This is a genomic window from Pradoshia sp. Z4_20 (genome assembly GCF_058216035.1).
Genome location: NZ_JBZAJD010000001.1, coordinates 1124138 through 1138999, shown reverse-complemented (window position 1 = coordinate 1138999; position 14862 = coordinate 1124138). Strand labels below are relative to the sequence as shown.

At 36.3% G+C, this 14862-nt stretch carries 9 protein-coding genes and 1 pseudogene; 5 read left to right on the top strand and 5 right to left on the bottom strand.

Annotated features, from left to right (window positions below; all coding sequences use genetic code 11):
* Positions 1–14: 14 nt before the first annotated feature.
* On the bottom strand, positions 15–689 hold the full coding sequence (locus AC4BHP_RS05420; protein ID WP_140461504.1) for a PspA/IM30 family protein: 675 nt from the start codon (positions 687–689) through the stop codon (positions 15–17).
* 230 nt (positions 690–919) lie between these two features.
* On the opposite strand from AC4BHP_RS05420, the gene AC4BHP_RS05415 reads away from it, so the two are divergent.
* Both AC4BHP_RS05415 and AC4BHP_RS05410 read left to right on the top strand, forming a co-directional pair.
* Positions 920–1231 (top strand): hypothetical protein, encoded by a 312-nt coding sequence (locus AC4BHP_RS05415; protein WP_490551543.1) that lies wholly within the window; start codon positions 920–922, stop codon positions 1229–1231.
* Positions 1232–1236: 5 nt separating this feature from the next.
* Positions 1237–1392, top strand: a complete 156-nt coding sequence (locus AC4BHP_RS05410) for a hypothetical protein (protein ID WP_175354253.1) — start codon at positions 1237–1239, stop codon at positions 1390–1392.
* 37 nt (positions 1393–1429) lie between these two features.
* On the opposite strand, the gene AC4BHP_RS05405 is transcribed toward AC4BHP_RS05410, so the two are convergent.
* From AC4BHP_RS05405 to AC4BHP_RS05395, 3 genes and pseudogenes are all read right to left on the bottom strand, one after another.
* Positions 1430–4927: a S8 family peptidase gene (locus tag AC4BHP_RS05405; RefSeq protein WP_490551542.1), complete on the bottom strand. Its 3498-nt coding sequence runs from the start codon at positions 4925–4927 to the stop codon at positions 1430–1432.
* Between the two features lie 296 nt (positions 4928–5223).
* Positions 5224–5846 (bottom strand): annotated as a pseudogene (locus tag AC4BHP_RS05400) (DUF3885 domain-containing protein).
* A 142-nt stretch (positions 5847–5988) separates the two neighbouring features.
* Positions 5989–7224, bottom strand: a complete 1236-nt coding sequence (locus AC4BHP_RS05395) for a helix-turn-helix domain-containing protein (RefSeq protein WP_066103598.1) — start codon at positions 7222–7224, stop codon at positions 5989–5991.
* 217 nt (positions 7225–7441) lie between these two features.
* On the opposite strand from AC4BHP_RS05395, the gene AC4BHP_RS05390 reads away from it, so the two are divergent.
* The 3 genes from AC4BHP_RS05390 (at position 7442) to AC4BHP_RS05380 (ending at position 12493) form a co-directional block, all read left to right on the top strand.
* Positions 7442–9748: a glycoside hydrolase family 2 protein gene (locus tag AC4BHP_RS05390; RefSeq protein ID WP_490551541.1), complete on the top strand. Its 2307-nt coding sequence runs from the start codon at positions 7442–7444 to the stop codon at positions 9746–9748.
* 84 nt (positions 9749–9832) lie between these two features.
* On the top strand, positions 9833–10834 hold the full coding sequence (locus AC4BHP_RS05385; protein WP_066103594.1) for a sugar kinase: 1002 nt from the start codon (positions 9833–9835) through the stop codon (positions 10832–10834).
* A 171-nt stretch (positions 10835–11005) separates the two neighbouring features.
* Complete coding sequence (locus tag AC4BHP_RS05380) at positions 11006–12493, top strand: potassium/proton antiporter (protein ID WP_490551669.1); 1488 nt, start codon at positions 11006–11008, stop codon at positions 12491–12493.
* Between the two features lie 103 nt (positions 12494–12596).
* Here AC4BHP_RS05380 and AC4BHP_RS05375 read toward each other — a convergent pair whose 3' ends face one another.
* Positions 12597–14771, bottom strand: coding sequence for an ATP-dependent Clp protease ATP-binding subunit (locus AC4BHP_RS05375; protein WP_490551540.1), 2175 nt, complete (start codon positions 14769–14771; stop codon positions 12597–12599).
* Positions 14772–14862: the final 91 nt, after the last annotated feature.

Sequence of the window (14862 nt, the reverse complement as noted above, 5' to 3'; positions counted from 1 at the left end):
CAACCCTTTATCAGTTATTTTTCGCTATTCAATGAATCCTTTAATCTTTGTAATTCTGATTCAACTAATTTTTCGGTTTCCATCTTTTTAAACTCATTATCAATTTCAAGATGATTACTTTTAAGCTCTTTACTGACTTCCGCTTCTGCTTCATATTCCATTACTTTTTGTTCCATTCGTTCAAATCCAGCTTTGGCCGAATTTCGACTTTCTGTATGGAAAGAACGATTTACTGAAGTTTGCACTTTAGCAGAAAGCGCTCTTGCCTTTAATGTATCTCTGCGCATCACAAGTTCCTGATAATCAGCTTTCATTTCTCGCAGTCGATTTTGCAAATCCTTGACATTTTGTTTAGCCTGTTCATGCAAATTCTCCAATGAGGCAAGCTCAATCCCGAGCTGAAGTTTGTTTTCTAAAGCTTGTTTTGCAAGCGTCTCTTTACCAGCTTGAATGGCTTCCATTGCCTGAGTATTACGTTTTTCAATCAGTAATTTTAAATCGGTGATTTTTCTGTGGGTTAATTTCTCCTCAGCCATGACCTTTGCAGTTGTCTTCTCTGCTTCTTCAATTTCATGATTCATTTCTCTTAGGTATTGGTCGGCCATTTTAATGGGATCTTCTGCTTTTTCAATGAGTGCATACAATTCTGAACTGACCACCGTCTTCATTCGTTTAAAAAACTCAAACATCTTATCAACCTCCTAGGATAATCTTACCATTTTATACGGTTGAATATCACTGAAAGTTTCAATTATTTTACAATATTATAATAATTCAAAAAATTTTTATTAATGAAATACGATAGTTATTCACACCATGAATAATCTAATCATGCTTTTTGCTCAATCTTTTACTCCGCAATAGCCTTTATAGTAAGCTTAAAAAATAACAACATAGTTATTCTGAAAGGAGATTTTCATTGAATATAGAAAAACCAGAATCAATCGATGCAATTATAAGTGACTTAAATAATGAAATAAGCTACTCTTTAACTACTCTTTCACCGTTTAAAAAAACACCGGAAGAGTTAAAGGCGGCCAGCCAATTGGCTACATTAAGAGATTCAGATATAATGGCTATTTCGTCAATGGCTCGTATATTGATTTCTCAAAGTCAACACCAAACAGATCAAGAAATAGCATCCAAACTAATAAAAGAACTATCCAATTCTCATCCGAATCGTTTCATCAAAAAAAATATGCAAAAAGATGGCAAAGCAAAAGTGGGGTGAAAAACATGAGACAGAATGACCTTCATCATTTATGGGAGAAAATTAAGCCAATCACATCAGATCCCATTATCCAAAAACAATTCTGGAGCATTCTTGTCAAACTAATTAAAAACGAACGAAATCTTCAAAACCAACTCCCCATTCAGAAGGAAGAAGTGTAAAAAAGGTTTCCAGAAAACCTGGAAACCTTCTAAGTACCTATTTCTTTTCTTGCACGCGGATTGTGTACGGTGACAGAGAAGCAGAACCTTGAGCATCTTTTAATTTTATATAATAGGTACCTTTTTTAAGACTGATATTTAAAACTTCTGTATCATTTCCAGCATATCGGTCAGAGCCGGCGATTTTTTTGCCATTTTGATAAACCTCAAAGGCTCCATCCAATTCCCTGCCGCCACTTAAAGTGATTTGACCGCTGAAGGCTTTATCCACTTTAAGCTTGTACCAATCTTCATCATTTTTCTTTGTATTAAATGCGTTAAATCGGCCTGTTTTCTCCCATTTTCCCTTCGATTTCTTAAAGCTGATTGGTTTTGATGGTTTATTTTTCTTAATAACAGTCCCGGCATCTTCATCTTTGTGATTCACTTGACTGAGCTTAAACGTATATTGAGTTAAAGAGAATGGTAAATATTCCCCATCACCCATAATCGCGATAAAATACGCTTTACCCTTTTGGAAATAATGTGAGCCATATGCACCTGCAGGATCATAATAGGAATCTATATATTTAATCGTATCTAAATCCGCATCATCTACATTCTTGTTATTATTTTTATCTTCCATTACGGCAATATACGAATAAACATCACCTTTAACTAGTGCAGGGAGTCCTGGTGTGCTTGGTTTATTATTATCCACCGTTAATGCATAGTTACCAGATGCTTTGGCTGTGTATCTAAACAGATCCGTATCCGATAATTTTGCGTAATCTCCTTTAACAGTAGTACCAGGAAGAGTCTTTACGTTTTTCATAGAATCGTTGTTCTCGTATTTATCAGCAGGCTTACCTACCAATCTTGATTCAAAGAAATATTTATCCGTAGAATAGGAATCAGACATCCAATCCATCTCAATCTTCATATAATAGGTTTTTCCAGCTTCAAGTGAGGCATAAAACGTATTAAGCTTTTTGCCGGTAAATGGATCATAATTATCAGCAACTGCTTCTAGTAAACGGATTTCATTTCCGTCTTCACCTTCAGATTCAACGACCTGATAAATGGAGTACGAATGTTTAGCTGTACCTAAATCAAAGGCATGGATTCCTGCTGATGTTACATTGACTTTATACCAATCTTCATCATAGCGTGACTGTAAATAACCCGATTTTTCACTTGTTAATTTATACGGAATGGCCATTTCATTCAGCATTTCAATTACTTCATCGTCGCCTTCTTCTTCCCAATATTCTTCATCATCACCAACATATTCTTCTTCTTCGTCATACTCTTCATCACGATCATAAATGGAATGAATTCCATCCTCGTCCGCTGGCATTTTGACTAGGCTGGCCTTGAAAATATAGGGATCACCGTTTTGTCTGATTGCACCAGTTATCTTGGTAGCCGATGATTCGAATCCTTCTGAAAGGATAAAAAAGTCAAAGAAACTTTCGGAATATCCTTCATATTTGTTAGAAATTTTAATGGTATAGGTTGTTTTAGGCTCAGCAGTGAATACATCCTGTTCACTTTCTCCGATGGTGCCGCTGTTAATTTCCTGTTCAAGAATATTAACATGCGTTGGCTCTTCTTCTGAGTTACCATCCTCTATGTCTCCATCTGCTTCCTTACTCATACCCTCACCTTCAGTAATTTCCTCCTTTTCTTCCAACTCCTCTTCATCTCTAATGTCTGTCAAAGCATAGACAAACATGCTGAGGTCTGCACCAGGTGTACCATTTACAGAAAGCTTAATGTTTTCCTCTTTTTCACCCGTTGTAAATTGAAAATAATCATCATCTCCATTTTCGCCAACAAGATGCATTTTTTTACCGGTAGTATCATATGACAATTTTGGTATTATAATCGGGTTTTCTTTACCGGATTCATCTTTTGAAACAGTTACTTTTTTGAATACTAATTCATATTCAGATAATTTGCTTCCGGCCACATCGTAATTTCCGCTAATATCTTTAACACCAACGGTCAAAGTACCATCGTATGGTGCTTTAAAGTAATAACCCTCTGTTTTACCTTCAGTGACATCATCGATTTTTTTCGTGCTTGATTTATCCTTTCCATACATATTCACAAGTAATTGGGAATCAAACACTTTAGATCCCATTAAATTGATTTGATATGTTTCACCTTTTTTTACGGTATGCTTAATCCAGTGCTGTTCCAAAGGTTTCATAAATGTTTTTTTCACCGTATAGCTGCTGCCAACCGTTTTAGCACTTTTCATAATTGTATCCTTATTCCACACGGCAGTAGTTAAGGATGGAATTTTTTTAATATCAAAGCTTAAAGCAGATGATGGGTTGATTAGTCCATATCCATATTTCTTATCGTAGCCCTTCGTACTCAAATCGGTAGCTGTTTTCTTCAAGATGTATTCTACCTGTTCCGGTTTTAATTTAGGATATTTAGATAATAATAAAGAAACCGTACCAGTCACCATTGGAGCTGCCATCGATGTGCCGCTAAATGAAGCAAAAGTCGATTTTTTCTCATAATCATAGATTGGTGCATAAACATTATCCCCAGGTGCTACCAAATCTGTCGATACACCATAGGATGACCAGGATGTCAGTGTTTTGCTTTTATTCACAGCACCGACACTAATGACTCCTTCATATGCAGCCGGGTAACCTTTCATATCAGATCCTTCATTACCAGCCGCAGCAACAATCACAATTCCAGCCGCTTTCGCTTTTTTGATTGCGGCTTCAAGAACCGGTGAACTGAATGGGCCACCTAAGCTTAAATTAATTACCTTCGCTTTCTTTTTAATCGCATATAAAACACCTTCTGCGATATTGTAATCATACGCACCCCATTCTCTATTAAATACATCAATAGATAAAACCGAGGCATTTGGATTTATGCCATATCCGCCAATTCCATTATTCTTCTCAGCTGCAATTATGCCGGCTACATGTGTGCCATGATCCTCCGGCAATGAGGCGTTAACTGGATTATGGACATTATAGCTTGATACAATTTTGTTTTTTAATTCAGGATGATTTTTATCTATTCCCGTATCAATCACAGCCACCAATACTTTATTTTTCCCTGCTTTTTTCTGTGCCGCAGGTAAGTTTAACAGCTTGTTATAATATTGTTGACTGATCTTAGGATCGGTTTTGACAGAAGAAGTTTTATACTTTACGCTCGGCGAAATCGATGTGACCGAATTAGATTTACTTAATTCCGTGTAAGCTTGTTTAGCTGCGGATGCTGTTTTAAATTTTACAACTGAATAACCAAGGTTCCCGCCAGCCTTCATCACTTTCCCCTTATATTTGGTCAGAGTTTTCTTAGATAACGATCCACTATGGTTAATAACCAAGGTGTCTGCCTGAATATATTCGTCATATTTCTTCGTTGTTGGTTTGTAAATTTTTTCGGAACTGCGGATTTCATCTCCCTTTTGGTTTATTGAACTCACCTTTGCCGCAGCAAATACCCCACTTGTACCCGACGTGAGCAGCAATGCGGTAGCGGCTATGACAGCTACTATCTTTTTCATTCTTTCTCCCCTTTTTGTCTTCACTGATTTTTAAATTGAAGACTATTACCATTTCGTTACATTTATGTAAATAACCTGCTGTTAATTATGAAAAAGATTCGACAAAATTCTTTCTCTGCTATTTTGAAATCGGCAAAAAAACTGTTCAGCATTTATGCCAAACAGCCAGTTATAATTTAAGGTGATTTTATTAATTAAACTGGGACCAAGGTAATATGTATATATTGCATCAGAAAAAATAAGCAATACAGCAGAAGTGCAGCATCATAGACGATGACTGCACTTCTTTTAATTTATCAATTGCTTCTCCGGTTCAACGCTCGTTCAATCTTCTGACGATCCACATCTTCCACCCAATCCTTATGTTGTTCATATAGCGGGCGCAGTCGTTCAGCGTCTATAGCAATAACCTCACACCCACGGTTATCATAGACAAATAAAATAAGATCTTTAGTGATGTTCACTAAGAAGACATCCGGATAATGAATGGCGTCCCCTCCGAATCTTGGCTTTAGAGGAAAATCTTCGTGAGTTGCTGCTTTTAATAATTCAGTTATGCGTATGTCCTTTGTTTTACACAATAAGGAGGATTGCTGCGTTTCATATTCTTCTTCATCTAACTCAAAAGGATATGGACATGTTCTCACCTAAATATTATTTAAAGAATTTCTATACTTTAGAAAAGGTTCATATACCTTCAACTTTCTCGTATGCTTTACATTAGTTTTATACGTGTACATATTCGTTACAAGGAATACGTCATCATATTGCTCAAATAATTGATTAAAGATCGTATCAAGTTGCTTGTACACTAGCCTAAATCTTTCACAATTTAGTTCACCATTTTTTTGAACTGATAATTAGTGCCACCGAGCGTAAAGTGGATTCCTATGTCCCATTGATTATATATACTTGGCATTAATTCGATAGATGGAAATTTCTCCTTCAGATAGTCTATTACTTTCAAAGATTGATTCTCTCTTTCTATTATTAAGTGTATGGCCAATCTTACTAATTAAATAGAATTATTAATTCGGGTCTATTATGCCGTAGAAAAAAATTTACTCACCTGTTAATCCGGTTCCTTTTACATATTGAGAAGGTGTCATAGATGTAATCCGTTTAAAAATCCTACTAAAGTAATTTACATCATTAAATCCAACTAGGTAAGCAACATCTGTGATTGACATATTTCCATTTAATAAATATAACTTGGCCGCCTCTATTCTTTTTAAATTGATGAAATCGGTGATACTTTTGCCTGTCTCCATTTTAAATTTTTTTGATAAATGTGATGGATTCACATGAATAGACTCTGCTATTTCATTAAGCATCAAGGGGCTTTCCAAATTGAAATTAATATATTGCACAGCATTTTTGACAATTGGACTAAACTTTCGTGTTGAGAACTCATTGACGAGTTCACAATATGCATCAAGCATACTCCTCATAAGCTTGTGTAAATATGGAAGATTATCTGCTCTTTCAATCAGAATAGCATATTTTTCTGAAATATCATGTAGATAAACCGGATGAACTCCGCCTTTTTCAGCAGCAATTCTAAATAATGTATTCTGAACAAACGTTAAATTTTTAGTCGATCGAATTGGATTTTCCGGCACCCTATTTTTTAGATGTACATCAGTTAAACCCGTTAATTGGTTTAATGCCCCTTCCTTATCCCCTCTTGCAATGGCATCTATAATTCTTTTTTCTATTTTATAACGGTGTTCAATGATCTTTTCACGATCCTCTTCTTCATGCTGAATAGGTTTTACTGGATTACTTTGTTTATTAATAGTCGGTGTAACCAGCTGTGATGACGAAATATAGTCGTGAGGACACAAATTTACTAATAACTCTCCAATACTTCTTATTTCTTCATCACTTAGGATTGATAAAGTCTCGTAGAAATCTTGATATTGCTTTCTGTCACTAATGGGTAAACTTTGAGAGGAGATAATTTGGCTGATAAATAAATCTGAAGGTAAATCAGACAAAAAAGGGCCAACCATCACTGTGCCTGCATATTGATCATCTTTCCAGATTCCAGCAAAAATACATTCCAATTTAGCCGAATTAATATAATGTAAATATTCATTTTTATTACTTGCCTTTAAAAATTCCGTGATTGATTTATTTTCCTCTTCGTTATTTGCCAATCCACTTGGTATCTGGTGTTTAGCCATTAGGATAATTTTATTTCCATCCAGGTCAAGCAGTTTTACATCCAATTTAACAATTGAACTGACCAGATTACATAGCTGAGCGTATACTTTTATCTGTTCCTGATTCAATCTAAATCATCCTTTAAAATTCACTTTTTTATTTTCATTATACAATGAAAACGCCATCACGAACTAAAAATAATACTAAAAAAACAAAAATTGTACGATATTTTTCTAAAATTAATACCTATAATGAAATTAATTCAGTAAACACTATATATGAAGACAATCTGTTCTTATATCCTGATTGTTTACTGAATTAATTTATAAACAGGGAGTTCAATACATGAGAAAAGTAATTAATCTGAATGACGCATGGAAATTCATTAAAGAAAACGTACAAGATGCAATGAACCAAGTTTATGATGATGCTAATTGGGAGTCCGTAAACGTCCCTCATACGTGGAATGCGATTGATGGCGCAAATGGATTTGATTTTTATAAAGGAGCATGCTGGTACAGAAAAGAATTTACTGTAGATACTATAAATGCCGGCAATAAAGTATATATCGAATTTAATGGAAGCAATAGTGTCACAGACGTTTATGTTAATGGACAACACCTTGGCCAACATCGTGGCGGTTACTCTATTTTCAGATTCGATATTACAGATGTTGTTACTTTCGGAGGTAAAAATACGATTGCCGTAAAAGTCGACAATACAGTTGTTGAAGATGTATATCCTCAAATGGCTGACTTCACTTTCTTTGGCGGAATTTACCGTGATGTTAATTTAGTTATTGCTAGCCATGTTCACTTTGATTTAATGGATCATGGTTCCCAAGGTGTTTATATCGTTCAAGATGAAGTGACGAAGGAACAAGCATCCATTACCCTAAAAACTAGACTTACAAATGATCATGAAGAAGAGAAAAAAGTTCGTTTATGGGCTGATATGCTTGATGCAGAAGGTAAGACAGCTGCTTATGGAGCAAAAGAGATTGTTCTTCCAGCAGGACAAACTACTGTTGTTGAATTGCCAATCAAAATCGAAAACCCAATCCTTTGGAATGGCCGTAAAAATGCCTATATGTATGAAGCTAACCTATCTTTAACAAGCTATAACGATGTAATTGATGAACTTTCCATTCCATTTGGTGTCCGTTACTTTAAAGTGGACCCTGAAAAAGGCTTCTTCTTAAATGGAGAACACCTTCGTCTGAATGGGGTTTCCCGTCACCAGGATCGTAAAGATATGGGCTGGGCAATCACTAAAAAAGAGCACAAAGAAGATATGGAATTTATCAAAGAAGTGGGCGCTACTTCCATTCGTTTGGCCCACTACCAACACGATCAATATTTCTATGATTTATGTGACCGTGAAGGTATGGTTGTTTGGGCCGAGATTCCGTTTATCTCTATCATGTCCAAGACTGAGCTTGAGGGTATAAACGCTAAACAACAAATGGTTGAGTTAATCAGACAAAATTACAACCACCCTTCCATTATGTTCTGGGGTGTTCAAAATGAGATTCAAATTGGCGGTAACAGACCAGAAGTAAGAAAACTTGTTAAAGAACTTAATGAGTTAACGAAAAAAGAAGATCCAACACGTTTAACTACACAGGCCAACGTTATGTTTGTTCCTGATACAGATGAATACAACTATATCACCGACACGATTGGTTACAATAAATATTACGGATGGTATCAAGGTAAGGCAGAAGATTTTGCTGAGTGGATTGATGCTTATCATGCAACGAACCCACAAGTTAGCCTTGGTATCTCTGAGTACGGTGCAGAAGGTATTATCCAGTACCATACAAACGATCCAAAAGTAAAAGATTACACAGAAGAATACCATACTCTATATCATGAAACTGTATGGAATATATTCGCTGACCGCCCATTCCTTTGGTCAACATATGTATGGAATATGTTTGATTTCGGAGCCAACATTCGTGATGAAGGCGGTGTAAAAGGCAGAAATAATAAAGGTTTAATGACTTACGACCGTAAAATTAAAAAAGATGCATTCTATATGTACAAAGCAAATTGGTCTGATGAAAAATTCGTGCATATTACAAGCAAACGATTTGTAGACCGTGCAGACGAAAAAATTACAGTTAAAGTGTATTCTAACTGCGAGGATGTAACGTTAGTAGTAAACGGGACTACCTATACAACAGAACGTAACCGCGCTGCCTTTACCTTTAATGATGTGGCACTGGAAGACGGCATGAATACTGTAAAGGCAATCGGTACATCCGAAGGAAATACATTCGAAGATACTGCTCACTTCAATAAAGTGGATGAGCCAAATCCAAGCTACCTAGTTCCAGAAAGTGATGCTGGCGGAGTGGTTGCTAACTGGTTTGACATGCCTGATTTAGATGAAGACATGGAAATTGAAGAACTTGTTATCACTGATGATGTATATTCTACTCGCAATACACTCGGTGAGTTATATAAAAATGAAGAAACTAAGAAAGTATTAGAGAAGTATTTAAAAGGATTCAATGAGGATAATCCAATGTTCGGTATGGCAGAAGGTATGTCAATTGATATGCTGGCATCCATGGCGGATGATATATTTACTGAAAAAATGATGTATGCCATTAACAAAGAGTTAATTAAAATTAAAAAAGCTTAATTTAAAAAATGGAAATAGCGATCTGGGTTTATACCCGGTCGCTATCTTTCCTATATTCTTAGTCAAATAAAGAAGGTGCACGTATTGAAATCAATCATGTTATTTGGTGAAATGCTGTTGCGTTTAACACCAACCAATCATCAAATGTTAATTCAGGCAAGCCAGCTGGATATGATGTATGGTGGTTCTGAAGCAAATATTGCTGTCGCTCTCAGTCATTGGGGTGAAAAAACCTCCTATGCTACTTGCTTACCAGATAATAACCTTGGACTTGCCGCTGTCACACAGTTAAGAAAATATGGTGTAAACACTAATCATATCGTCTATAAAGGCAAGAAAATGGGCTTATATTTTGTTGAACAAGGTCATTCCATCAGACCTACAGAAGTCACTTATGATCGCCAAAACTCCGCTTTTGTTGAAGCTTTGCCAAATGATTATGATTTTGAAGCGATGCTTTCCGAAGTTAAATGGCTCCATGTCAGCGGAATTAGTTTAGGTGCAAGTAAAAATGCACGTGAAACGACTATGGAATTGGTCAAGGCGGCAAAACAAAAAGGCATTAAAATCAGCTTTGACTTTAACTATCGTGCAAAATTATGGACATTAGATGAAGCAAGAAAAGCTTACATCGAAATCCTGCCATATATTGATGTTATTATCGGAAGTTACCTGGACGTTCTAACAATCAGACAGGAAAAAAGAGAAGTTAACACATTCGAAGAAAAAATCGCTTTATTAAAAGAGTTTCAAAAAGAGTATCAGTTTGACCAAATTTACACAACTGAAAGAAATATTCTTGGTAACAATGTACAAGAATTACGATGTGCCATTATAACTGAAACAGAGCACTTCACAGCAGGTCCGGTTAAAGTAAATGTTCTTGATCGAATCGGTACGGGCGATTCATTTGTAGCTGGCGTATTATATGGAATCAACAATCAATACAGTCCTCAAGAAATCATTAATTTTGCCCTATCATCATTCGCCTTAAAACATACCATTATCGGCGATTTTCAAATTGCCAGCAAGGCGGATGTTCAACAATTTGATGTTGAAAATGAAAAAGTAGTTATCAAACGCTAATGAAAGCAGGTGCTAAAAAAGCACCTGTTTTTCATTTTCTCCCCTCTTCTGCTCCCTTTCAATAAAAAGCAATTCTCGAAAAACAAGTTTAAAGATTATGCAATTATGGAGATAGGTATATATATTCTATTAACAGCTTATATAGATTTACAGAAAGTGAGTCGATTGTTCATGCCATCTGAAGTACTAACAACTGATTTTTATATTTTAATAGCAGCGATCCTATTAATCCTCGGAATTCTGTCTACCAAATTCTCAGCAAAATTAGGAGTCCCTTCACTCGTCTTTTTTATACTGGTCGGAATGGCCATGGGAAATGATACCTTCGGCGTAATTAATTTTTCGAATGCAGGATTAGCACAAACGATTGGTGTTCTGGCCTTGATTATTATTTTGTTTGAAGGTGGAATACAAACTAAATGGAAATCATTGCGGCCAATTATTCTCCCTTCCCTTTCACTGGCAACCATTGGTGTTTTGATAACCTCTGCAATAGTTACGATAGCAGCTCATTATATTCTTAATGTTGATTGGCTGATAGCTATGTTATTCGGTTCAATTGTTGGATCAACGGATGCAGCAGCAGTATTTGCTGTATTAAAAGGACAAAACATACAAGACCATTCAGGTAAAACATTAGAGGCTGAATCTGGTTCCAATGACCCGATGGCAATCTTTTTAACCGTGTCCTGTATTGAAATGATTACCTCTTCTGAAGTAAATGTAGTTAATCTAATTGGATCTTTTATTGTCCAGATGGGACTTGGTTTACTGCTTGGATGGATATTCGGGAAAATAGCCGTTGCTGTGCTTAATCGGATCAATTTGGAATCAACTGGCCTTTACCCTGTTTTCGCTGTTACATTCGCTTTATTAACATACGGTATTACTGCGAATCTAAACGGAAGTGGATTACTGGCCGTCTATGTAATGGCTATTATCATTGGAAACTCTGAGGTCGCCTATGAAAAAGCTACACAATTCTTTGCCGAAGGATTTGCCTGGATGATGCAAATTTTAATGTTCATTATATTAGGCTTACTTGTTAATCCCGACGATTTATTTTCACTTGAAATTATCTTAAAAGGCTTATTGCTTTCTGTTATTTTAATCCTGATTGCAAGGCCGGCAGCTGTATTCATTTCTACTATTAAAATGAATTTCAATTTTAAAGAGAAAGTATTTTTATCCTGGGCTGGCTTAAAAGGCTCCGTACCAATTGTCCTGGCGACATTTCCCTTACTTGCAAACATTGGAGACAGCCACCTGATTTTTAATGTTGTCTTCTTTGTTGTATTAACAAGTTGTTTAATACAAGGATCCACCATATCCTTCGTGGCTGGCAAACTTGGATTAGCCGAGCCTGCCAGTGAAACCCCTAAGCATTCACTTGAAATTGTCTCACTGGGTAAGGCCAATGCTGAAATGGTGAAATATCAAATGGAACCGGACTCTTTCTTGATTGGGAGGACACTAATTGAAATACCATTCCCTGACCATACATTGGTCAATGCAATCATAAGAGATGACAAATTGGTTACCCCTACCGGTGACACAGTGATCAAAGAAGGCGATTTTCTCTATGTATTGACACCTAAGTTAAAAAAACGCAGCGTAAAACAGTTACTGCGAAAGAAAAATACTGATAATGAAGAATAATAGTAAGATTAGAAGTTAGTATCCTATTTCAAAACTATGATAGCTTAAAGAACAAAATCTCATCAAAAAATGCCTCCTATCTCAAGGATAGGAGGCATTTTTATTAGACAGTCACTACTTTTATTTCGTTTTTGATCACTTCTGCTTTAAATGTTCTCTTGTCTGGGTGATTGAAGACACAATCCGCAATTCCATCCTCAAGTTGTTCCTGAATAACTCGACGTAATGGACGTGCTCCAAAAGCAGGATTATATCCAAGCTCAGCCAGTTTTTCTTTTACTTCATCTGTTATGGTCAGTTTAAATCCTTCATGATCAAGCATTTCATATAGTTCAGCAAGCATAATATCTACAATTTCAAGTAAGTTTTCTTTTGTTAATGATTTAAACTCAATGATGCTATCAAAACGGTTTAAAAATTCAGGCTTGAAGTAGCTGCCAAGAGATTGAAGAATAGATACTTCTTCCTCTACTCCTCCTGCTCCAAAACCAACTTTCTTAACTTTCTCACCGACTCCTGCATTACTTGTCATGATAATCACTGTGTCTTTAAAGTTTACTGTGCGTCCCTGACTGTCTGTTAAACGTCCATCTTCAAGGATTTGCAAGAACATGTGCATCACATCTGGATGAGCTTTTTCAATTTCATCCAAAAGAATGATGCTATATGGTTTACGGCGAACCTTTTCGGTTAATTGTCCGGCTTCTTCATGTCCGACATATCCCGGAGGAGAACCGATTAATTTAGACACACTGTGTTTCTCCATATATTCACTCATATCTAAACGAATCATAGAGTCTTTTGTGCCAAACAATTCTTCTGCCAATGCTTTTGATAGCTCAGTCTTCCCAACTCCAGTCGGACCTACAAATAAGAATGATCCAATTGGGCGATTTTTGGCTTTTAAGCCGGCACGGCTCCGACGAACAGCTTTCGCCACTTTTTGAACGGCCTCATCCTGACCGATTACTTTATTTTTAAGTTCCTCTTGAAGCTTATTCATTCGAACAGCTTCATCCTCTTGTAGCTTACCTACTGGTATACCTGTTTTCTGTTCGATAATTTTCTGGATATCTTCTACAGTTACCTTCGGCTTTTCACCAGTTCCTGTTTTAAGCATATTTTCAAGTTTTTCTTCTTCGTCTCGAAGTTTGGCAGCCTGTTCATAGGCTTCTGTTTTTAATGCCTGTTCTTTTTCTTTGTGAATTTGCGCCAATCTTTCTTTTACTGATTCTTCACCTTGATTTTCAATTGTCAAATTCAATTTAGAACCAGCTTCATCCATTAAGTCAATGGCTTTATCCGGCAAGAAACGATCTTGAATATAGCGGTGTGACAGTTCTACCGCTGCTTCTAATACTTCATCACTAAATTCAACGGAATGGTAGGATTCATATCTTTCTCTTAATCCTTTTAGAATATCTAACGCTTCTGCAGTTGTAGGCTCATTAACCATTACTGGTTGGAAACGTCTTTCAAGTGCCCCATCTTTTTCAATTTGACGATACTCATTTAATGTTGTTGCACCTACTAATTGTAACTCTCCACGCGCAAGCGCTGGTTTCAGAATATTCCCTGCATCCATGGAGCCTTCTGCAGATCCAGCACCTACAAGCTGATGAATTTCGTCAATAAACAGAATCACATTTTTTCTTGTTTGCAATTCTTGAATAAGCTGCTTCATCCGTTCCTCAAATTGCCCACGAATACCAGTATTGGATACTAAGGAAGCAACATCAAGCAGATATACTTCTTTATCCTTTAGTTTTAAGGGAACATTCCCTTCCGCAATTTTAAGCGCAAGTCCTTCAGCAATCGCTGTTTTACCAACCCCTGGTTCACCGATCAGGACTGGATTATTTTTCGTACGTCTGTTCAATATCTCAATTACACGTTTAACCTCTTCTTCACGTCCAATCACTGGATCAATGAGTCCTGCTTTTGCATTATAAGTTAAGTTACGACCGTATTGATCAAGTAATCCTCCACCATTAGGCGGCTGTGTTTGTGTTCTGACCTGTTTATGCTGGTTGTGATTTGTCTGGTCCATTGAGCCAGACATATCTGACATAAATGAATCTCCGTTACCCTGGTTGAAAAATGATTCTAATGTAAATGGCTTAAATGGATGTAAATCCATTCCTCCCATTTGAGCTCCTAATTTATTGCGTTCCTCTTTATAGCATGAAGAACACAAATGATGATTTTCCTGATGTCCATTCACCCTTAATTGCATCTGTACAGTTGCTTGGTTTTGTTGGCATTTTTCGCAAACCATAGATGTATCCTCCTTATAATTCTAAATTTATTTTATCGTTTCAGTTACTAAACTCATTTGAAAATTGGTCAATTTGACTTTGACTATCTTT

What these genes read in the sequence shown, in the direction of transcription:
- AC4BHP_RS05410 (WP_175354253.1), top strand. Translation starts at nt 1,237, where the DNA reads ATGAGACAGAATGACCTTCATCATTTATGGGAGAAAATTAAGCCAATC.
- AC4BHP_RS05420 (WP_140461504.1), bottom strand. Translation starts at nt 689, where the DNA reads ATGTTTGAGTTTTTTAAACGAATGAAGACGGTGGTCAGTTCAGAATTG.
- AC4BHP_RS05405 (WP_490551542.1), bottom strand. Translation starts at nt 4,927, where the DNA reads ATGAAAAAGATAGTAGCTGTCATAGCCGCTACCGCATTGCTGCTCACG.
- AC4BHP_RS05390 (WP_490551541.1), top strand. Translation starts at nt 7,442, where the DNA reads ATGAGAAAAGTAATTAATCTGAATGACGCATGGAAATTCATTAAAGAA.
- AC4BHP_RS05375 (WP_490551540.1), bottom strand. Translation starts at nt 14,771, where the DNA reads ATGGTTTGCGAAAAATGCCAACAAAACCAAGCAACTGTACAGATGCAA.
- AC4BHP_RS05380 (WP_490551669.1), top strand. Translation starts at nt 11,006, where the DNA reads ATGCCATCTGAAGTACTAACAACTGATTTTTATATTTTAATAGCAGCG.